General features: G+C 71.0%; 14 protein-coding genes and 1 pseudogene. 1 reads left to right on the top strand and 14 read right to left on the bottom strand.

The window, feature by feature from the left end; genetic code table 11:
* From ACFWM7_RS20395 to ACFWM7_RS20330, 14 genes and pseudogenes are all read right to left on the bottom strand, one after another.
* A pseudogene (locus ACFWM7_RS20395) lies at window positions 1-1,706 on the bottom strand (ribonuclease E/G); the annotation flags it as partial.
* A 228-nt stretch (window positions 1,707-1,934) separates the two neighbouring features.
* Window positions 1,935-2,717, bottom strand: a complete 783-nt coding sequence (locus ACFWM7_RS20390) for a TIGR03936 family radical SAM-associated protein (RefSeq protein WP_383262591.1) — start codon at window positions 2,715-2,717, stop codon at window positions 1,935-1,937.
* A 123-nt stretch (window positions 2,718-2,840) separates the two neighbouring features.
* Complete coding sequence (locus tag ACFWM7_RS20385) at window positions 2,841-4,043, bottom strand: hypothetical protein (protein ID WP_383262590.1); 1,203 nt, start codon at window positions 4,041-4,043, stop codon at window positions 2,841-2,843.
* 68 nt (window positions 4,044-4,111) lie between these two features.
* Window positions 4,112-6,040 (bottom strand): TIGR03960 family B12-binding radical SAM protein, encoded by a 1,929-nt coding sequence (locus ACFWM7_RS20380; protein ID WP_383262588.1) that lies wholly within the window; start codon window positions 6,038-6,040, stop codon window positions 4,112-4,114.
* Between the two features lie 49 nt (window positions 6,041-6,089).
* The gene (locus ACFWM7_RS20375) at window positions 6,090-7,619 is read right to left on the bottom strand and encodes a CHAD domain-containing protein (protein ID WP_383262587.1); all 1,530 of its coding nucleotides are present in this window, start codon (window positions 7,617-7,619) and stop codon (window positions 6,090-6,092) included.
* A gap of 30 nt (window positions 7,620-7,649) precedes the next feature.
* On the bottom strand, window positions 7,650-8,843 hold the full coding sequence (gene rodA / locus ACFWM7_RS20370) for a rod shape-determining protein RodA (protein ID WP_383262586.1): 1,194 nt from the start codon (window positions 8,841-8,843) through the stop codon (window positions 7,650-7,652).
* A complete protein-coding gene (gene mrdA, locus ACFWM7_RS20365; RefSeq protein WP_383262584.1) occupies window positions 8,843-11,065 on the bottom strand; it encodes a penicillin-binding protein 2 in 2,223 nt (740 codons plus the stop codon). The genes rodA and mrdA overlap by 1 nt, the downstream gene beginning before the upstream one ends.
* A gap of 100 nt (window positions 11,066-11,165) precedes the next feature.
* Window positions 11,166-11,831: a rod shape-determining protein MreD gene (gene mreD, locus ACFWM7_RS20360; RefSeq protein WP_383262582.1), complete on the bottom strand. Its 666-nt coding sequence runs from the start codon at window positions 11,829-11,831 to the stop codon at window positions 11,166-11,168.
* Window positions 11,832-11,842: 11 nt separating this feature from the next.
* On the bottom strand, window positions 11,843-12,889 hold the full coding sequence (mreC, locus tag ACFWM7_RS20355; RefSeq protein WP_383262581.1) for a rod shape-determining protein MreC: 1,047 nt from the start codon (window positions 12,887-12,889) through the stop codon (window positions 11,843-11,845).
* Window positions 12,890-13,063: 174 nt separating this feature from the next.
* Entirely contained in the window at window positions 13,064-14,083 is a 1,020-nt protein-coding gene (locus ACFWM7_RS20350) for a rod shape-determining protein (protein WP_006124407.1), read from the bottom strand.
* Between the two features lie 288 nt (window positions 14,084-14,371).
* On the bottom strand, window positions 14,372-14,785 hold the full coding sequence (gene ndk / locus ACFWM7_RS20345; RefSeq protein WP_383262579.1) for a nucleoside-diphosphate kinase: 414 nt from the start codon (window positions 14,783-14,785) through the stop codon (window positions 14,372-14,374).
* 156 nt (window positions 14,786-14,941) lie between these two features.
* A complete protein-coding gene (locus ACFWM7_RS20340; RefSeq protein WP_383262577.1) occupies window positions 14,942-15,295 on the bottom strand; it encodes a DUF4233 domain-containing protein in 354 nt (117 codons plus the stop codon).
* 7 nt (window positions 15,296-15,302) lie between these two features.
* Window positions 15,303-16,823: a bifunctional folylpolyglutamate synthase/dihydrofolate synthase gene (locus ACFWM7_RS20335; protein WP_383262576.1), complete on the bottom strand. Its 1,521-nt coding sequence runs from the start codon at window positions 16,821-16,823 to the stop codon at window positions 15,303-15,305.
* A gap of 286 nt (window positions 16,824-17,109) precedes the next feature.
* Entirely contained in the window at window positions 17,110-19,731 is a 2,622-nt protein-coding gene (locus tag ACFWM7_RS20330) for a valine--tRNA ligase (protein ID WP_383262574.1), read from the bottom strand.
* A 138-nt stretch (window positions 19,732-19,869) separates the two neighbouring features.
* Here ACFWM7_RS20330 and ACFWM7_RS20325 point away from each other — a divergent pair, with 138 nt between their 5' ends.
* Window positions 19,870-20,862: a hypothetical protein gene (locus ACFWM7_RS20325; protein ID WP_383262572.1), complete on the top strand. Its 993-nt coding sequence runs from the start codon at window positions 19,870-19,872 to the stop codon at window positions 20,860-20,862.
* Window positions 20,863-20,889: the final 27 nt, after the last annotated feature.

Raw genomic sequence — 20,889 nt, 5'->3', positions numbered from 1 at the left:
TGCTCGGCCTCGGCGGCGGCGTCACCGCTGCGACGGCGGCGACGGCGACGACGCCGGCTGCTGCTCGAACCGGAGGCCGAGGAGTCGTCGTCCTCGTCGCTCTCGTCGGCGGCGTCAGCGGCGTCGGAGGGCTCCTGCTCGGAGCGGGACTCCTCGGCGCGGGACGGCGCGGGCGCGTCGTCGGTGTTCTGCTCGTCGTCGGTGTCGTTGGCCTCGCCACGGCGGCGGCGACGGCCGCCACGACGGCGACGGCGCGAGGGGCGGTCGCCGTACTCGTCGCTGTCCTCGCCCTCGTGCTCGTCCGCCTCGGCCTCGTCGGCGGTCTGCTCGGCGGGCGTCTCCACCGGGGCGGCGGGCTCGGCGGCCTGCTCGGTGGGCTCGGCCTCGCCACGGCGGCGGCGACGGCGGCGCGAGCCGCCCTGCGGCGCGGCCTCGGCGGGCGCGGCGCTCTGCTCGACCTCGGCGGTCTGCTGCTCCTCGGCCTCGTCGGCCTCGTCGTACGCGGAGGAGGAGCCGGCGGCGGCAGCGGCGGCGGCAGCCGTCTCGGGGGTCTGGAACATCGGCTCGGCGAAGACCGGTGCCTGGAAGACGGCGACGGCGGGGCGCGTCGCGCGCCGGCCCTTGCGGCTCGGCTCCTCGGTCTTGGCGGTGAACTCGGGGCGGCCGGCGGCGGCGGTGGCCCGGCGGCGCTGGCGTCCGCGCGGAGCGGCCTCCTCGACCTCCTCCACCTCGGCGGCGAGCTCCTCGGCGACGGCGGCGGGCAGGCTCTCGCCGGCCTCGACGGGCTCCTCGGCGGACGCGGCGGTCTCGGTCACCTGGGGCGCACCGGCGGGCGAGGTCGCCTTGCGGGACGCGCGGCGGCGGGTACGGGGGGCCGGAGCCTCCTCCGTGGCCTCGGCATCGGCGGCGGGGGCGGCGGGCTCGGCGGCGGCCGGCTCCGGCTCGCTCACCGGCGCGGCGGCCTGCGGCGCACCGGCCGGGGCGGAAGCACGGCGGCGGGCACGGCCGCGCGGGGCCTCCACGGGCTCGGCGGCGGCAGGCTCGGCGACCGGCGCGGGCTCTGCGGCGGCGGGCTCGACCACGACAGCGGCCTCGGCTGCCTGCGGGGCGCCGGCGGGCGAGGTGGCCTTGCGGGAGGCGCGACGGCGGCGGGGCGCCGGGGCCTCTTCGGGGATCTCCACGGCGACCTCGGTCTCTTCCTCGGAGCCGGGCTCCGCAGCGAGCTCGGGCTCCGCAGCGGCCGGGGTCTCTACCACCGGGGCGGGGGTCTCGGCGGCCTGCGGCGCACCCGCCGGGGCCGTCGCCTTGCGGACCGCGCGGCGGCGGGTGCGCGGCGCGGGTGCGGCGGGCTCCTCATCGGCGGCGGGCTGCTCGGGGGCCTCGGCGACCGGGGCGGGCTCGGCGGTCTCCGCCTCCACCGGCGCGGGGGCGCCTGCGGGCGCGGTGGCCTTGCGCACGGCGCGGCGGCGGGTACGGGCGGGCGGGGCGGTCTCGGCGACCGTCTCGCCGGGCGTGTCGTCCGTGGCCGGGGCGGCGGACTCGGCGGCCGGTATGGCCGGCGTGACGTCCTCGGCGGCGCTCACGGGGCCGCCGGGCGGGCCGGCGGGGCGGGAAGCGGCGCGGCGCCTGCGGCGCGGCGGCAGCTTGTCGCCGGGGGTGTTCTCGTCGTTGTTCCCGGTCGTGCCGGGTTCGTTCGGCTGAGGCATGCGGGCGGTTCTCCCGTCGTGCTCCCGGGCGCCGCGTCTGATTCCGGTCCGGCTCGGTCCGCAGAGGTGCGATACCGCCGTCCGGGGCGCGGGCGCCGCACGGGAACTGATGTCTGGCTCGCCGGTTCCGTATGCGGTGTGCGTACGGCCTGGCGAAAGTCTTGTGGGTCAGTGCGCGGCCCGACCCAGGTGGCTCCCGAGTCGGAGGGCTGCGCTACAACGACCGCCTTACGCGGAACCTGCACCTTCCGGCGCCGTCGCGACGGCTGCCCCGGCGACCGCGGGATGTGCGGTCGGGGCGGCCTCGCGGTCGGGCGCGAGCGGGTCGGTCACCGTGCCGGACTCCTCGTCGAAGAGCCCCTGCGCCAGCCTCGTCACCGCAGCGGGGACAGGCGGCGCCAGGTCGGCCACAGCTCGGAGACCGGACAGGACGTCGTCGGGTCGCACGGCAGGTGTCACGTGCCGAACAACCAGGCGCAGTATCGCACAGGGCCGCTCACCCGGCCTATCGGCCGGAGCGTCGACGACCCGCAGGTCCGCGACGGCGGCGCGGGCGTCGAACGTCCGGATGCCGTTCTTGGCCTTGCGCTGGACCTCCACGGTCTCGGCGTCGTTGAACGCGGCCACGGCCGTGCGGACGTCCTCGGGCTCGACGCCGTCGAAGCGCATCTCCCAGACGGAGGCGGTGAGCCGCTCGGCGAGACCCGAGGTGCGGGCCTCCACCGCGTCGATGATGTCGAGGCCGTCCGGCATCGACGCGTCGAGCAGTCCGCGCAGGACCTCGGGATCCCGCGCCTGGGTGAGGGCGATCTCCAGGAACTCCGCCTCGCTGCCGGTGCCGGTGGGTGCGGCATTAGCGTAGGAGACCTTGGGATGGGGCGTGAAGCCCGCCGAATACGCCATCGGCACCTCGGAGCGGCGCAGTGCCCGCTCGAAGGCTCGCTGGAAGTCTCGGTGGCTGGTGAACCGGAGGCGGCCGCGCTTGGTGTAGCGCAGGCGGATGCGCTGCACTGCCGGTGCGGGCGGCGGGCCTTCGGGCTGTCGCTTGCCCAGTGGTTCTTCTCCTCGGTGCGGGGCGGGCGCGGTGGCGCGCCGCCCACGAAATACGGGTGGCCCCCGGGGTGCCGCTCCGGCTCACCCCTGTTTGGCGAATGGATCGCCGCCCAGAGGGGTCTCGGACGCCTGCGCCGCGCTGGGGACAGTCGTTGTACTACCCAGAGTACGCGCAGGGATCCCTCGCGGTTCCCGGGACCGCTCGGCGGCCGGGGCGCCGACCAGAGCCCGCCAGGCGTCGCGACGCGCCTGGCGCACGGTTTCCCGGGCGGTGGCCAGGGCCGCGCGGGCGGCCCGGCCCGCTTCGGCGGCGGCGCGCCGGGCCGGGGCCCACACCGCGTCACGCAGGAAGTGGCCGACGGGGGTGCACACGGTGCGGTACGCCCAGGAGACCGGTGCGCCGATCAGGTACCAGGCGATCGTGGCGAGCGCCCGGCCGACGGCCCGGGAGACGTATCCGGCGACCCGCCAGGCGACCTCGAACGCGGCGGCGATCTCCCGGCCGACCGGGGCGAGGATTTGGCGGTACGTCCAGGCGAGGGGCGCGACCAGCAGCGTCATCACCAGCCAGGCGCCCGCCAGGCCAAGACCGCGTCCGGTGGCCGTGATCCCCCGCCAGATCTGGCCCAGAACCCAGGCGGCGCCCTGCCAGAGCGCGCTCAGGATCCAGACCGTGCCACGGCCGATCGGCGTGAGGACGGCTTCGTACAGCCACACCACCGGGACGACCAGGCCGTAACGCACCACCGGGAGGATCACGTACCGCCACAGGAACCCCAGCGGCACGATCAGCAGCACGGTGATCAGCCAGCCGAGGCCGTTGCCGAGGCCGTGCAGCGCCGGGAGGAGCAGGGCGGTGCCGATCCACCGCAGACCGTGGCCCAGCGGGGTGAGGACGGACCGGTAGAGCCACACCGCCGGCGCGGCGATCCCGTAACGGGCGACGGGGACGATCACGTACCGCCACAGGCCGATCCAGGGCCAGATGAACAGGGCGACGGCCAGCCAGGAGACGGCCTTGCCGAGGGGTGCGAGGACCCAGGTGTACAGCCAGGTCAGCGGGGTGAGGACGAGCGTGTCGAGAAGCCACAGGAGGGCCCGGCCCAGCGGGCGCAGCAGGACGCGGTCGGCTGCGTGCCAGAGCGCGGTGAGCGCGTCCCAGACCATGCGGGCGGGCAGGACGAGCACCAGGACCACGATCCGTACCGGGATCCTGATCAGCGTGGTCAGGATGCCCTCGCCGGGCTCGTACCCCTGAGGGGTCTGGTGCTTGCCGTAGTCCATGTCGTCAAGGACGCGTCAGGCCCGGTCCGGGGTTGCCGGACCGGGCCTGGTGATCGTTCGGAAACGCGCTACTTGTTCACCACGCTGAGCGGGAGCAGCTTCTTGCCCGTCGGGCCGATCTGGATGTCCAGGTCGAGCTGCGGGCAGACGCCGCAGTCGAAGCAGGGGGTCCAGCGGCAGTCCTCGACCTCGGTCTCGTCGAGCGCGTCCTGCCAGTCCTCCCAGAGCCAGTCCTTGTCCAGGCCGGAGTCGAGGTGGTCCCAGGGCAGGACCTCCTCGTAGGTGCGCTCGCGGGTGGTGTACCAGTCGACGTCGACGCCGTACTCGGGCAGCGTCTTCTCGGCGCAGTTCATCCAGAGGTCGTAGCTGAAGTGCTCGCGCCAGCCGTCGAAGCGGCCGCCGGACTCGTACACCGCGCGGATGACGGAGCCGACTCGGCGGTCGCCGCGCGAGAGCAGGCCCTCGACGATGCCGGGCTTGCCGTCGTGGTAGCGGAAGCCGATGGAGCGGCCGTACTTCTTGTCGCCCCGGATCTTGTCGCGGAGCTTCTTCAGCCGGGCGTCGGTGTCCTCGGCGCTGAGCTGCGGGGCCCACTGGAAGGGGGTGTGCGGCTTGGGCACGAACCCGCCGATGGAGACGGTGCAGCGGATGTCGTTCTGGCCGGAGACCTCGCGGCCCTTGGCGATGACGTTGACCGCCATGTCACCGATCTGGAGGACGTCCTCGTCGGTCTCGGTGGGCAGGCCGCACATGAAGTACAGCTTCACCTGACGCCAGCCGTTGCCGTACGCGGTGGCGACCGTGCGGATCAGGTCCTCCTCCGAGACCATCTTGTTGATGACCTTGCGCATGCGCTCGGAGCCGCCCTCGGGGGCGAAGGTGAGACCGGAGCGACGGCCGTTGCGGGTCAGCTCGTTGGCCAGGTCCACGTTGAACGCGTCGACGCGGGTGGAGGGCAGCGAGAGCCCGATCTTGTCGTCGGTGTAGCGGTCGGCGAGGCCCTTGGCGATGTCACCGATCTCGCTGTGGTCGGCGGAGGAGAGCGAGAGGAGGCCGACCTCCTCGAAGCCGGTCGCCTTGAGACCCTTGTCGACCATTTCGCCGATGCCGGTGATGCTTCGCTCCCGCACGGGGCGCGTGATCATGCCGGCCTGGCAGAAACGGCAGCCGCGGGTGCAGCCGCGGAAGATCTCCACGGACATCCGCTCGTGCACGGTCTCCGCGAGCGGGACGAGGGGCTGCTTGGGGTAGGGCCACTCGTCGAGGTCCATCACCGTGTGCTTGGAGACCCGCCACGGCACGCCGGACCGGTTGGGCACGACACGGCCGATGCGGCCGTCGGGGAGGTACTCGACGTCGTAGAAGCGCGGGACGTAGACGCCGCCGGTCTTCGAGAGCCGGAAGAGCACCTCGTCACGGCCACCGGGGCGGCCCTCGGCCTTCCAGGCGCGGATGATCTCGGTGATCTCCAGGACGGCCTGCTCGCCGTCGCCCACGACCGCGCAGTCGATGAAGTGCGCGATCGGTTCGGGGTTGAAGGCCGCGTGGCCGCCCGCGAGGACGATCGGGTGGTCCACCGTGCGGTCCTTGGACTCCAGGGGAATGCCCGCGAGGTCCAGGGCGGTGAGCATGTTGGTGTAGCCGAGCTCGGTGGAGAAGCTGAGCCCGAAGACGTCGAACGCGCCGACGGGGCGGTGGCTGTCCACGGTGAACTGGGGCACGTCGTGCTCGCGCATCAGCTCTTCGAGGTCGGGCCAGACGCTGTACGTGCGCTCGGCGAGGACGCCCTCGCGCTCGTTCAGTACCTCGTACAGGATCATGACGCCCTGGTTGGGGAGCCCGACCTCGTAGGCGTCGGGGTACATCAGGGTCCAGCGGACGTCACAGCTGTCCCAGTCCTTGACGGTGGAGTTCAGCTCACCGCCGACGTACTGGATGGGCTTCTGCACATGCGGGAGCAGAGCTTCGAGCTGTGGGAAGACCGATGCGGCAGACATCTCGCGAACCTTCGTGAGCCGGCAGGGGTGACCATCCAGCGTACCCCGGTCACCGGCCCTTCAGATCCGCCCGCAGTCCGAGGTCCGACGCACGGGCCCAGACCTCGGGCAGCTCGCGCTCCCGGGCCTCGGCGGCGGCCTCCTCCTGCCCGTACAGAAGTCCCCAGGTGAACGCGGTCTCCCCCGCCGCGTGCGACTGGATCGCAAGGGTCCGCAGGGCCTCGCGGGCGACGACGCTGTCCTGGTGGTCGCCGAGGAGGGACTGCGCGGCCTTGACGCGTTTGGCGAAGCGCTTGGCGGGCTTGCCGAGCGCGGGGCGGGCCGACTCACCCGCGTACCGGGCGCGCTTGGCGGCCTTGCGGGCCTCGTGCATCGCGGTGTCCCGCTCGGGGCCTGGCGGGTGCTCCAGGGCGTGGTCCATGCGGCGTGCGAGCTTCTCGTAGTCCTTGAGGACCGCCCGGGGCAGGGCCTTGCCCGGTGCCTTGCGGGCGGCGGGGCGCAGGGGCGGTTCGGCGCTCAGCGCGTCGAGTGCCTCCAGGAGGTCCAGATACCGCTGCCCGTCCAGTACGTCGATGATCCTGCGGCGCGATCCGGTGCGGCGGGCGGCCGACCAGGCGCGGAGCCGGCCGCGCACCGGTCCGAGGGTCAGGGTGACGGGCAGGGCCTCGACGCGGGAGCCGATGCGCTCGTCCAGGACCTCCTGGTCGCGGTCGAGGCCCAGTTCGGCGGCGAGCCATTTCAGCTCCGCGCCGAGGGGGTCGGTGGCCTCGCGGTCGAGGATCTTGCGGTGGGTCTTGAAGGTGCTGCGCAACCGGCGGGTGGCGACGCGCATCTTGTGGACCGAGTCGGGGAGGTCGCGGCGGACGGCGGGGTCGAGGCGGACGATCGTGGCGATCTGCTTCCGTACGTAGGCGAGGACGTGGTCGCCCGCGGTCTGCGGCGCGTCCTCTTCCGGCTTTTCACCGTCCCGTGCGGGGGTCGTCTCCGCCAGCGCCCGGGCGAGCTTCGACGAGGACCCCGCAGGGCGCACCCCGGCCTTGCGGAGCCGCTTCTCGACGGCGTCCAGGACGGCCGGGTCGCCGTCGTCGGCCAGCTCGACCTCGATCTCGGTCCAGGCGGCGGTGGTGCCGCTCCCCTCCCCCGCCAGGCGCTCCGCGAGCACCGTGTCGACGCTGACCTCGGCGAGGAGAGTGCCGTCGTCGGCCAGCAGGTGGTGGATGTCCCGCGAGGAGAGCAGCCGGACGACGGGGGCGATCTCCGCGTCGCGGACCCGGGAGCGCAGGAGAGCGGCCAGCGAGGCCGGCAGGGTGTCGGAGAGCGGTTCGTGGATCTCGTCCCGGACGCCGAGCGCGACGGGGAACTTCACGTGCCAGCCCTCGTCGGCCCCGCCGGTCCTGCGGCGCAGGGTGAGGGCGTCGGCGGCCAGGCGGAGGTCGGCGGTGTCCCAGTAGACGGCGTCCAGCTCGGTCCGGCCGCATGGGGCGACCTGGTCGACCCCGGCCGCCCGGGTCAGGTCGGGCAGCCGGGTGTCCTGGGTGGCTTGGTATTTCCGCTCGATCTCGCGCTTGGTGTCCGCCATGTACGGACACCTACCCGCGACCGCCCGGGTTCAGGCGGACATCGGCCGTTGCACCCTGATGGACTGGAGCAGGCCGATCGCGACCCAGACGGCGAACATCGATGATCCTCCGTAGGAGACGAAGGGCAGCGGCAGTCCGGCGACCGGCATGATGCCGAGCGTCATGCCGATGTTCTCGAAGGACTGGAAGGCGAACCAGGCGATGATCCCGGCGGCGACGACCGTGCCGTACAGCTCGGTGGTCTCGCGGGCGATCCGGCAGGCGCGCCACAGGACGACGCCCAGGAGCAGGATGATCAGCCCGGCTCCGAGGAAGCCCAGTTCCTCGCCGGCGACGGTGAAGACGAAGTCGGTCTGCTGCTCGGGCACGAACTGACCGGTGGTCTGGGTGCCTTCGAAGAGGCCGGTGCCGGTGAGTCCGCCGGAGCCGATCGCGATGCGGGCCTGGTTGGTGTTGTAGCCGACGCCCGCCGGGTCGAGCGCGGGGTTGGCGAAGGCGGCGAACCGGGCGATCTGGTAGTCGTCGAGCAGTCCGAGCTGCCAGACGGCGACGGCCCCGCCCGCGCCCGCGCCGATGAGGCCGAAGACCCAGCGGTTGGAGGCGCCGGAGGCCAGCAGGATGCCAAGGACGATGACGGCCATGACCATCACCGAGCCGAGGTCCGGCATCAGCATGACGATGGCCATCGGGACCGCCGCGAGGCCCAGCGCCTTGGCGACGGTGCGGTGGTCGGGGTGGGCCTGGTCGCCCGCGTCGACGCGGGCGGCCAGCAGCATCGCCATCACGAGGATGATGGTGATCTTGGTGAACTCGGAGGGCTGGATCGAGAATCCGGCCGGCAGCTTGATCCACGCGTGGGCGCCGTTGACGGTGGTGCCGAGCGGCGTGAGGACCGCGAGGACCAGCAGCACCGAGATGCCGTAGAGGACCGGGACGGCCCCGCGCAGCGTGCGGTGGCCGAGCCAGATCGTGCCGATCATCAGGGCGAGGCCGATGCCGGTGTTGAGGGCGTGCCGGACGAGGAAGAAGTACGGGTCGCCCTGGGTGAGGTGGTCGCGGTTGCGGGTCGCGGACCACACGAGCAGCCCGCCCACGAACGAGAGCGCGACCGCGGCCCCGAGCAGCGGCCAGTCCAGCCGCCGTACGAGGGAGTCTCGGGCGGTCAGCTTGGCCCAGGAGCCCTGGTCGGGGCCGTACCGGGAGACGGAGAATCCACCTGCCATTACGGCTGCCTCCCCGTCGAAGCGGGTGATCCGGTGAGTCCGGGCTGTCCTCCGGGCGGCAGGGGCAACTGGGGTTCCTGTCCCCCCGGCTGTTCCTCGGGCGTGACCGGGGTGGGGTCGTAGGGCTTGATCTTCGGCGCGAAGATCGAGCCGTCGGGCTGGATCTTCGGCAGCGCCTTCTGGGGCTCGGGCAGCAGGGCCCTCTTCTTGTCCTGGTTGCCCTCCCCGTCCAGGCCGTAGAGCGCGTCGTAGATCTTGCGGACGGCGGGCCCGGCGGAGCCGGAGCCGGTGCCGCCCTGGGAGATCGTCATGATGATGGTGTAGTCGTCGGTGTAGGTCGCGAACCAGCCGGTGGTCTGCTTGCCGTACACCTGGGCGGTGCCGGTCTTGGCACGCATCGGGATCTTGTCCTGCGGCCAGCCGCCGAACCGCCAGGCGGCGGTGCCGCCGGGCTCGACCACCGAACGCAGGCCCTTGTCGAGGTCCTTGATGGTCTGGGCGTTGACCGGGAGCTTCCCGCTGACCTTGGGCTTGATCTCCTGGACGGTCTTGCCGTCGGGGCTGATCACGGCCTTGCCGACGGTGGGCTCGTGGAGGGTGCCGCCATTGCTGATGGCGGCGTAGGCGGTGGCCATCTGGATGGGCGTGACGAGGACGTCGCCCTGCCCGATCGAGTAGTTGATGCTGTCGTAGGCCTTGAGCTGGTTGCCTTCGAGGCAGCTCTCGTACGCGATCTGCTGGACGTAGGTGCCGCCCTTCTTGCCCTCCTTGCACCAGGCGTCCTTGTTGGCCTCCCAGAAGTCCTGCTTCCACTGGCGGTCCGGGATGCGGCCCTTGACCTCGTTGGGCAGGTCGATGCCGGTCTCGGAGCCGAGCCCGAAGTCACGGGCCGTGCGGTAGAACCAGTTCTTGGCGTCCTTCTTGGGCTTTATGCCGCCGTCCTTCACCCACTCCTCGTGGCCGAGGCGGTAGAAGACGGTGTTGCAGGAGTACTTGAGCGCGTCGCCGAGGGTGATGGGCCCATGGCCCTGGGACTCGAAGTTGGCGAAGGTCTGGTTGCCCAGACTGTAGGAGCTGCTGCATTCGTAGCGGTCGTTGAAGGCGTGCCCGCCGCGCACGGCGGCGCTGGCGGAGACCACCTTGAAGATCGAGCCGGCCGGAGCCTGGCCCTGGATGCCCCGGTTGAGCAGCGGGTAGTTGGACTTCTTGCTGGTGAGCTTGGCGTACTGCTTGCCGGAGATGCCGCCGACCCAGTCGTTGGGGTCGTAGTCGGGCTGGGAGGCCATCGACACGATGCGGCCGGTCTTCGACTCCATGACGACGACGGCGCCGGAGTCGGCCTCGTACTTCCGGCCGGTGATCTTGTCGGTCTCGTTCCGGACCTGCTTCATCGCGGCGGCGAGCTCGTATTCGGCGACCGCCTGGACGCGCGCGTCGAGGCTGGTGACGAGGGTGGAGCCGGCCACCGCGGGGTCGTTCTCCGCCTCGCCCATGACGCGGCCGAGGTTGTCGACCTCGTAGCGGGTGACGCCCGCCTTGCCGCGCAGCTCCTTGTCGTACGTGCGCTCGATCCCGGACCGGCCGACCTGGTCGGAGCGGAGGTAGGGCGACGGGCCGTCCTGCGCCTTCTGGAGCTCGTCGTCGGTGACGGGCGAGAGGTAGCCGAGCACCTGCGCGGTCTTCGCCTTGCCGGGCGCGGCGTAGCGGCGCACGGCCGTGGGTTCGGCGGTGATGCCGGGGAAATCCTCGGCGCGCTCGCGGATCTGGAGGGCCTGCTGGGTGGTGGCCTCGTCGGTGACCGGGATCGGCTGGTAGGGCGAGCCGTTCCAGCAGGGCTGGGGCGTCTTGGAGTCGCAGAGGCGGACCTTGTCCCGGACGTCCTTGGGCTTCATGTCCAGGACCTCGGCGAGGCGGGTGAGGACGCCGACGCCGTCGTCCTTCATCTTCAGCAGCTCGGTGCGGCTGGCGGAGACGACGAGACGGGTCTCGTTGTCGGCCAGCGGTACGCCACGGGCGTCGAGGATCGAGCCGCGCACGGCCGGCTGGACGACCTGCTGCACCCCGTTGCCCGCGGCTTCGGCGGTGTATTCGTCGCCGTTGCGGATCTGGAGGTACCAGAGGCGTCCGCCGAGCGTGAGCAGCAGGGAGAAGACGAGGACCTGGATGACGATGAGCCGGATCTGGACCCGCTGGGTCCGCCCGGTCTCGGGAATGTTGCTCACGCGGTGCCCCCGGTGGTGGTCCTGCTGGGGGTACGGGGGTCGTCCGCCGGGAAATACAGCCTCATGGAGCGCCCCCCGGCCTCCTCGGTCGCGTACGGCTTCACAGTCGCTTGACCCCCTTGATCCGGCCCGCGCGGGCGGCGCGGCTGCGGGCGGCCTTGACTCGCAGGCCGCCGCGCTGGTTGCCGATCCGCAGACCGGTGCCCGAGGCGAGCCAGCCGGCGGCGACGTCGTTGCTGCCGGAGGATGCTTCGGCGAGCGGGTCGTTCTCGGTGCGTCTGGCCAGCGCCATGATGAGCGGCACCGTGAAGGGTGCCAGCAGCAGGTCGTAGATCGCGGCCGTGAACAGCAGGCTGCCCAGGCCCACATGGCGGGCGGCGGTGTCGCCGACGAGCGCGCCGACGCCCGCGTACAGCAGGGTCGAGCCGATCGCCGCGGCGACGACCACGGCCATCGGGGCGAAGGCCGACTTCAGCTGCCCGTTCTCCGGGCGGGCCAGGCCCGCGAGGTAGCCGATGACGCAGAGCACCAGGGCGTAGCGGCCCACGGCGTGGTCGGCGGGCGGGGCGAGGTCCGCGAGGAGTCCCGCGCCGAAGCCGATGAACGCGCCGCTGACCGGCCCGTACACGAAGGCGAGTCCGAGGACGGTGAGGAGCAGCAGGTCGGGGACGGCGCCGGGGAGCTGGAGGCGGGCGAGGACGGAGACCTGGATGACCAGGGCGACGACGACCAGGGCGGTGGAGAGCAGAGTCCGGTTGATGCGCATGGGGATCAGCTCTACTCCTGGTCGTTGGCCGCGTTGTCGGGTTGCTGGGCGTTGCCCTGCTGGTCGCCTGCCGCGTCACCGGCGGCGTCGCCGTTCTCGTTGATGTTGCCGACGACCTTGCCGGAGCCGTCCACCAGGTCGCCGTTGGGCTGGACCGTGACGGTGACCGTGGGGGTCGGCTTCGGCTTCGTCTTGGCGGGCTGCTTGGGCAGGACCGTGTCGCGCGGGTCCTGGCGGGGGGCCTGGACGACGACGCCGACGATGTCGAGCTTGGTGAACCCGACGTACGGCTTCACGTAGACCGTCCGGGTCAGTTCGCCGCCGGAGGGGTCGACGCGGACCACCTCGCCGACCGGGACGCCGGGCACGAAGGGCTTGTCCTTGCTGGAGCCGAAGGTGACCAGCCGGTCGCCGGCCTTCACCTCGGCCTTGCCGTTGAGGAACTGGACTGACAGCGGGCGCGAGCCCTGGCCGGTGGCGAAGCCGAGCTCGTCGGTCTTCTCCATCCGGGTGCCGACGGTGAAGTCGGGGTCGTTGGCGAGCAGGACCGTCGCGGTGCTCGGGCCGACGGTGGTGACCCGGCCCACCAGCCCTTCCCCGTTGAGGACGGTCATGTCGCGGCGGATGCCGTCGTTCGACCCGGCGTCGATGGTGACCGTCCAGGAGAAGCCCTGGGCCGCTCCTATGGCGATGACCTCGGCGCCCTTGATGCCGTACTGGCCGGCGCCCGCGTTCTTCAGCATGGCGTCGAGCTGACGGACCCGGCTGTTGGTGCGGTCGTCGCTGCCGAGCTTGGCCTTCAGCGCGGCGTTCTCCTGCTCCAGGGTGGAGATCCGGTCGTGCCGGTTGCCGGAGTCCCGCACCGCCCCTATGGCGTTGCCCACCGGGTCGACCGCCGCTGATACGCCGTTCTCGATCGGCCCGAAGACGGTGGCCGCGGCCTGCCGCGCGCCGTCGACCGGTGACTCCTCGCCGCCTCGGATATCGACCGTGATCAGGGCGAATGCGATGGCGATCAAGAGCACCAGGAGCAGCCGGCTCTCTCGTGTGTCCCTCACGTGCGGCGGCCGTGCCTTCCTCGTCGGAATATTCGTGCCTGTATACGTCTCCGTACGGGGTACCGGTTCGGTGTGTCCCCGCTCCGGTACGCGTACAGCAACGATCTATATCAACGATCCGGCGGACGGAGCGTCAGCTTCCGCTCGCCGGATCGGGTGTGTCCCGAAGGACGTCTAGCGGCGGGGCTGGGCGTCCAGCACCTGCTGGAGCGCCTCGAACTCCTCGACGCACTTGCCGGAGCCGAGCGCCACCGAGTCCAGCGGGTCCTCGGCGATGTGGATCGGCATGCCCGTCTCGTGGCGCAGCCGCTCGTCCAGACCGCGCAGCAGCGCGCCGCCACCGGTGAGGACGATGCCGCGGTCCATGACGTCGCCGGACAGCTCGGGCGGGCACTTGTCGAGCGTCGTCTTCACGGCGTCGACGATGGCGTTGACCGGCTCCTCGATGGCCTTGCGGACCTCGGCGGCCGAGATGACGACCGTCTTCGGCAGCCCGGAGACCAGGTCGCGGCCGCGGATCTCGGTGTGCTCGTCCTTGTCCAGGTCGTACGCCGAACCAATGGTGATCTTGATCTGTTCGGCGGTCCGCTCACCGAGGAGGAGCGAATACTCCTTCTTGATGTGCTGGATGATCGCGTTGTCCAGCTCGTCACCGGCGGTACGGATCGACTGGGCCGTGACGATTCCGCCGAGCGAGATCACGGCGACCTCGGTGGTGCCGCCGCCGATGTCCACGACCATGTTGCCGGTGGCCTCGTGGACCGGCAGGCCGGAGCCGATGGCCGCGGCCATGGGCTCCTCGATGATGTGCACCTGGCGCGCGCCGGCCTGCGTGGACGCCTCGATGACGGCGCGGCGCTCGACCCCGGTGATACCGGAGGGCACGCAGACGACGACGCGGGGGCGGGCCAGGTAGCGGCGCTTGTGGATCTTGAGGATGAAGTAGCGGAGCATCCGCTCCGTGATCTCGAAGTCGGCGATCACGCCGTCCTTCAGCGGCCGCACGGCAACGATGTTGCCCGGCGTGCGCCCGATCATCTTCTTGGCCTCGGAGCCGACCGCCAGAATTCCGCCGGTGTTGGTGTTGATGGCCACGACGGACGGCTCGTTCAGAACGATGCCGCGCCCCCTGACGTACACCAGCGTGTTGGCAGTCCCGAGGTCGATAGCCATGTCACGGCCGATGAACGACATTGAGTTCCCCTTGTTCCCCATGAGGATGCGTCGGGCCTTCCCAGGTAGCGAAGATGGCTTGTTCTGGTAGGCGAGGTTGGCGCTGCGGGCGTGGAAGCTTCCATCGTAGTGCCGTATGCACGGACACAGCGCGAGGGTCCTTCGCCATTGTGGGCGGAACGGGTGGCCGTTCTACCCATGGTGACGTTACGTCGGAGGGATGCGTTCCCGCGATCCCAAACCCTATGCCGAGGGGCGGCCGAATTACTTCGGTCGCCCCTCGCTTACAGCGCTGTTTGGCCGATCGGGTCAGGAAAGTCCCGGAAAGAAAAGCTTCAGTTCTCGCTCTGCGGACTCCTCCGAGTCCGAGGCGTGGATGAGGTTTTCCCGGGTGATCGTGCCGAAGTCACCACGGATCGACCCGGGCGCGGCGGCGATCGGGTCGGTGGGGCCGGCCAGGGCGCGGATGCCCTCGATGACCCGCTCGCCTTCGGCCACCAGGGCGACGACGGGGCCGGAGGCCATGAACTCCATGAGCGGCTCGTAGAACGGGCGGCCCTTGTGCTCGCCGTAGTGCTGCTCCAGCGTCTCGTGGTCCAGGGTGCGCAGCTCAAGGGCGGTGATCCGCCAGTTCGCCTTGCGCTCGATGCGGCCGACGATCTCGCCGATCAGGCCACGGCGAACGGCGTCGGGCTTGAGCAGGACGAGAGTGCGCTGAGTCATGTACGGCTCCTTGCAAGGCCAGGCATACGGGTGCGGTGAGGCGAGATTACAGGGGTACGGGGGCGAGTCCGCGCCCGGGTTCACCCTGGGTGACCTTCGGGCCTGGATCCGCCGGGGCCGGGGAGGGCGGCGGGCGTTCGAGCCCGCCCGGGGTGCTCAGGCCGTGGCCTCTTCGGCTTCCTGCTGGGCGGCCCAGCGGGCCTTGGCCTCGTCGATCTTCCGGCCGTAGTGGATCGAGGCCCACCACAGTCCGCCGAAGGCCAGCCCCAGGATGAACATCATCGGGACCACGAACCCGCTGAGGACCAGCGCGACCTGGAGCGCCCAGCCGAGCTGGATGCCGCCCGGACGGGTGATCATGCCGCACAGCAGCACGGACAGGACCATGCCGATGCCGCACACCGTCCAGACCAGGGTCATGGAGGCGTCGTCCAGCTTCATCGCGACGAGACCGGCGAAGCCGATCACGAAGAACTCACCGATCAGCGTCGAGGCGCAGAGCGTACGCATCTGCTTCTCAGCCCCTTCCCAGCAGCAGCCGGGCTTCGCCGACCGTGATCACGGATCCGGTCACCAGCACCCCGGCGCCCGCGTACTCGTCCTCCTCCTCGGCCAGCGTGATCGCCGCCTCCAGAGCGTCGTCGAGCCGCGGCTCCACCTGGACCCGGTCGTCGCCGAAGACCTCGACGGCGATCGCGGCCAGCTCGTCCGCGTCCATCGCGCGCGGGGTGGAGTTCTGCGTGACGACGATCTCGGCGAAGATCGGCTCGAAGGCCTCCAGGAGACCGCGGACGTCCTTGTCGCCGCTCGTGCCGACCACGCCGATCAGCCGGGAGAAACTGAACGCCTCGGAGATGCCGTCCGCCGCCGCCTTGGCCCCGGCCGGGTTGTGCGCGGCGTCCAGGACGACGGTCGGGCTGGAGCGCACGACCTCCAGGCGGCCCGGCGAGACCACCGAGGCGAACGCCTTGCGGATGGCGTCGATGTCGAGGGAGCGGGCCTGCTCGGCGCCGATACCGAAGAACGCCTCGACGGCGGAGAGCGCCACCGCGGCGTTGTGCGCCTGGTGGGCCCCGTACAGCGGAAGGAAGATGTCCTCGTACGCGCCGCCGAGTCCCCGTAGCGTCAGGAGCTGGCCGCCGACCGCGATCTCGCGGGAGGTGACGCCGAACTCCATGCCCTCGCGGGCCACGGTGGCGTCCACCTCGACGGCCTTCTTCAGCATCACCTGCGCGGCGTCCACCGGCTGCTGCGCCAGGATGACCGTGGCGCCCTGCTTGATGACACCGGCCTTCTCCCCGGCGATCTCGGCGGGCGTGGTGCCGAGCCGGTCGGTGTGGTCCAGCGAGATCGGGGTGACGACGGCGACCGTGGAGTCGATGACGTTGGTGGCGTCCCAGGTGCCGCCCATGCCGACCTCGACGACCGCCACGTCGACGGGCGCGTCGGCGAAGGCCGCGTACGCCATGCCGGTGAGGACCTCGAAGAAGGAGAGCCGGTAGGGCTGCTGGGCGTCGACCATCTCCACGTACGGCTTGATGTCCTCGTACGTCTCGATGAACCGGTCGGCCTCGATCGGGGAGCCGTCCAGGCTGATCCGCTCGGTGATCGACTGGACGTGCGGGGAGGTGTAGCGGCCGGTGCGCAGCTCGAAGGCGTTCAGCAGGGCCTCGATCATGCGGGCCGTGCTGGTCTTGCCGTTGGTGCCGGTGATGTGGATCGAGGGGTAGGCGCGCTGCGGCTCGCCGAGGACGTCCATCAGGGCGGCGATGCGCGTGACGGAGGGCTCCAGCTTGGTCTCGCCCCAGCGTCCGGCGAGCTCCTGCTCCACCGCGCGCAGCGCCTTGTCGGTCTCGGGGTCGGCCGGGCGGGCCGGGACCGCTTCGCCCTGCGGCTGACCCGAGTGGGCGCGCAGCGTGCGGCTCCCGGCCTCGATCACCGCCAGGTCGGGGTCGCGCTGGGTCGCCTCGTCGACGATCTCCTCGAAGGTGTCGTCGGGATCGGACGCGTCGTGCCGGTCTGGGCGGGGCTCACTCACGGGCCCAGTCTACGGATGGGCACCGACATCGCGCGCAGCGCCCGGCGGACTGCCCGGGCGGCTGCACGGCGAAGCCCCCGCACCCCCGGTCGGTCGGGGGTGCGGGGGCTTCGCGCAGGGGGTGTCTGATAATTCGGCGTGGATCAGCGGGCGGCGTCAGGTGCGGTGCATCGCAAGGCGCCGGACAGTCCTCGTAGCGGAGCTACTAGGGCTTTTCGGCAACGCCGCGAGGTGCCGTGCCGGGCGTCGCCCGCCCGCGCCGAATTATCAGACACCCCCTGGCAGATCAGCTCTGCGGGAGGGCCGCCAGCTGGGCGGAGATCCGCTCGATGTCGGCCTCGGCCTTGGAGAGCCGGCCGCGGATCTTGTCGACCACGTTGTCCGGGGCCTTGGCCAGGAAGGCCTCGTTGCCGAGCTTGCCGGTGGCCTGCGCCTTCTCCTTCTGCGCCGCCTCCAGGTCCTTGGTGAGGCGCTTGCGCTCGGCCGGCACGTCGATCGTGCCGGAGAGGTCCAGGGCGACGGTGGCCCCGGCGACGGGGAGGGACGCGGTGGCGTGGAAGCCGTCGCCGGCCGGCTGGAGCCGCAGGAGCTGGCGCATGGCCGCCTCGTGCGGGGCGAGCGCTGTGCCGGTCAGGGTCAGCTCGGCCGGGACCTTCTGGCCGGGCTGAAGGCCCTGGTCGTTGCGGAAGCGGCGGACCTCGGTGACGACCTGCTGGACCAGCTCGATCTCCTTCTCGGCCGCGTCGTCGCGGAAGCCGGAGTCGGCCGGCCACTCGGCGATGACGATCGACTCGCGTCCGGTGAGCGCGGTCCACAGCGCCTCCGTGACGAACGGGACGATCGGGTGCAGCAGCCGCAGCATCACGTCGAGGACCTCGCCGAGGACCCGGCCCGAGACCTCGGCCGGGCGGCCGCCCGCGAAGAACGTGGTCTTGGACAGCTCGACGTACCAGTCGAAGACCTCGTCCCACGCGAAGTGGCGCAGCGCCTCGCTGATCTTGGCGAACTGGAAGTCGTCGTAGAACGCGTCGACATCCGCGACGGTCTTGTTGAGGCGCGACAGGATCCAGCGGTCGGTGACCGACATCTCCTCGGCCGAAGGGAGTTCGCCCTCGATCGTGGCGCCGTTCATCAGGGCGAAGCGGGTGGCGTTCCAGATCTTGTTGGAGAACTTCGCCGAGCCCTGGACCCAGTCCTCGCCGATCGGGACGTCGGTGCCGGGGTTGGCGCCGCGCGCAAGGGTGAAGCGCAGGGCGTCGGAGCCGTACTTGTCCATCCAGTCCAGCGGGTTGACGACGTTCCCGAAGGACTTCGACATCTTCTTGCCGTGCTCGTCGCGGACCATGCCGTGCAGGACGATGGTGCCGAACGGCGGGACGCCGTCGTTGACGTACAGGCCGAACATCATCATCCGGGCGACCCAGAAGAAGAGGATGTCGTAGCCGGTGACCAGGACGGAGTTCGGGTAGAACTTCGCGAGGCTGTCGGTGCGTTCGGGCCAGCCGAGCGTGGAGAAGGGCCACAGGCCGGAGGAGAACCAGGTGTCCAGGACGTCGTTGTCCTGGGTCCAGCCCTCGCCGGTGGGCGCCTCGTCGTCCGGTCCGACGCAGACGACCTCGCCGTTCGGGCCGTACCAGACGGGGATGCGGTGACCCCACCAGAGCTGGCGAGAGATGCACCAGTCGTGGAGGTTGTCGACCCAGTCGAAGTACCGCTTCTCCATCTCCTGCGGGTGGATCTTGACCTTGCCGTCGCGGACCGCGTCACCGGCGGCCTCGGCGAGCGGGGCGACCTTGACCCACCACTGGAGCGACAGGCGCGGCTCGATGGTGGTCTTGCAGCGCGAGCAGTGCCCGACGGAGTGGACGTAGGGGCGCTTCTCGGCGACGATCCGGCCCTCGGCACGCAGGGCGGCGACGATGGCGGAGCGGGCCTCCAGCCGGTCCAGGCCCTCGAAGGGGCCGGGGACGGTGATGACCGCGCGCTCGTCGAGAACGGTGATGAACGGCAGGTCGTGACGGTTGCCGATCTCGAAGTCGTTCGGGTCGTGCGCGGGGGTCACCTTGACCGCGCCGGTGCCGAACTCCGGGTCGACGTGGTGGTCGGCGACGACGGGGATGGTGCGGTCGGTCAGCGGCAGCTTGATCTGCTTGCCGATCAGGTGCTGGTAGCGCTCGTCGTCGGGGTGGACGGCGACGGCCGTGTCACCGAGCATCGTCTCTGCGCGGGTGGTGGCGACGACGATGGTCTCGTCGCCCTCCCCGTACGTCATGGACACGAGCTCGCCGTCGTCCTCCTGGTACTCGACCTCGATGTCGGAGATCGCGGTGAGACAGCGGGGGCACCAGTTGATGATGCGCTCGGCGCGGTAGATGAGCCCGTCGTCGTACATCTGCTTGAAGACGGTCTGGACGGCCTTGGACAGGCCCTCGTCCATGGTGAAGCGCTCACGGGACCAGGCGACGCCCTCGCCGAGGCGGCGCATCTGGCCGGAGATCTGGCCGCCGGACTCGTTCTTCCACTGCCAGACGCGCTCGACGAAGGCATCGCGGCCCAGGTCGTGGCGGGACTTGCCCTCCTTGCCGAGCTCGCGCTCGACGACGTTCTGGGTGGCGATGCCGGCGTGGTCCATGCCCGGCTGGTACAGCGCCTCGAAGCCCTGCATCCGCTTCCGGCGGACGAGGGCGTCGATCAGGGTGTGCTCGAAGGCGTGGCCCAGGTGGAGGGAGCCGGTGACGTTCGGCGGCGGGATGACGATGCTGTAGGGCGGCTTGTCGCTGTGCTCGTCGGCTTCGAAGTAACCACGCTCTACCCAGCGCTCGTACAGCTTCCCCTCTACGTCGGCCGGCGCGTACGTGGTCGGCAGTTCGGGGTTGCTGGCTGGCTGCTGCGATGAGTTCTCGGTCACGGGAGACAGTTTAGGGCCGTCACAGGTCTGCACTGAAACGGATTGGTTGAGTAACGGTGTCCGGGCCGATCCCCCATGTCAGGGCGGCTTCCGTCAGGATGTCCGCAACGCATAAGGAATTCTGGAGGGGACACCGCAATGAGCTACAACCAGCCGGGCCCGTACGGCGGGCAGCCGCCGCAGGGCCAGCCCGGACCGTACGGACAGCAGCCGGGCCCGTACGGCGCCCCGCCGCCCCAGGGCCAGCCTGGCTACGGTTACCCGCAGCAGGCTCCGCAGGGCGTCCCCCCGCAGCAGCCGAACCCGTACGCGCAGCCCCAGCAGCCGCAGGGCTACGGCTACCCGCAGGCCCAGCAGCCGGGCCCGTACGGCCAGCAGCCGCCCCAGCCGCCGTACGGCGGACAGCCTCCTTACGGGGCTCAGCCGCCGCAGCCGAAGAAGAAGACCGGGCTGATCGTCGGTGGCGCCGTGGTGGCGCTGGCGGTCATCGCGGGCGGGGTGTACTTCCTGACCTCCGGCGGCAGCAGTGACGTGGCGGACTCCACGAGGGGGTACAAGCTGACGCCCCCGGCCTCCGTGGAGGACTACACGAAGGACGCGTCCAAGCCCGCGCCGTCCGGCCCGGTCACCGGCGAGGACAAGACCGAGGCCGAGGCCATGGGCGTCAAGGACGCCAACGAGGCGGGGGCTCAGTACAAGGCCGGCACCGAGGACAACCCCCTCGCCCAGAAGGTTTTGATCTTCGAGGGCGTCTGGGGTGAGGTCCCGGACCCGGCGAAGACGCTCGACAACGCCTTCACCAAGGCCGAGAAGAACATGACGAAGGACACCGGCAGCGGTGGCGGCAAGACCTCCCTGGTGGGCAGCCCCAAGGAGTTCAAGCCGGACGGCTTCGACGGCGCTCTGATGAAGTGCCAGGACCTGAAGATGGTGAACGACAAGGGCGACGGCACCCCCACCAAGGGGCCGAAGCAGTTCACCATGCCGGTCTGCATCTGGGCGGACTACAGCACGGTCGGCATCGTCGCCGGTCTCGACGTCGCCTCGGCGCTGACGGAGAAGTCCGTGCCGCAGGAGGAGATGGCCGACCTCGCCGCCAAGCTCTACAACACCTCCCGCACCAAGGTCTGACAGCTCGACGCCGAAGGGGCGCCCGCC

This window comes from Streptomyces sp. NPDC058375, assembly GCF_042723425.1.
Classification (GTDB): domain Bacteria; phylum Actinomycetota; class Actinomycetes; order Streptomycetales; family Streptomycetaceae; genus Streptomyces; species Streptomyces durocortorensis.
This window is presented reverse-complemented; position numbering and strand designations above follow the sequence as displayed.

Coding starts and splice junctions, on each gene's coding strand:
- ACFWM7_RS20385 (WP_383262590.1), bottom strand. CDS start 4,043: ATGGACTACGGCAAGCACCAGACCCCTCAGGGGTACGAGCCCGGCGAG.
- ACFWM7_RS20380 (WP_383262588.1), bottom strand. CDS start 6,040: ATGTCTGCCGCATCGGTCTTCCCACAGCTCGAAGCTCTGCTCCCGCAT.
- ACFWM7_RS20375 (WP_383262587.1), bottom strand. CDS start 7,619: ATGGCGGACACCAAGCGCGAGATCGAGCGGAAATACCAAGCCACCCAG.
- rodA (WP_383262586.1), bottom strand. CDS start 8,843: ATGGCAGGTGGATTCTCCGTCTCCCGGTACGGCCCCGACCAGGGCTCC.
- mreD (WP_383262582.1), bottom strand. CDS start 11,831: ATGCGCATCAACCGGACTCTGCTCTCCACCGCCCTGGTCGTCGTCGCC.
- ACFWM7_RS20350 (WP_006124407.1), bottom strand. CDS start 14,083: ATGTCGTTCATCGGCCGTGACATGGCTATCGACCTCGGGACTGCCAAC.
- ndk (WP_383262579.1), bottom strand. CDS start 14,785: ATGACTCAGCGCACTCTCGTCCTGCTCAAGCCCGACGCCGTTCGCCGT.
- ACFWM7_RS20340 (WP_383262577.1), bottom strand. CDS start 15,295: ATGCGTACGCTCTGCGCCTCGACGCTGATCGGTGAGTTCTTCGTGATC.
- ACFWM7_RS20325 (WP_383262572.1), top strand. CDS start 19,870: ATGAGCTACAACCAGCCGGGCCCGTACGGCGGGCAGCCGCCGCAGGGC.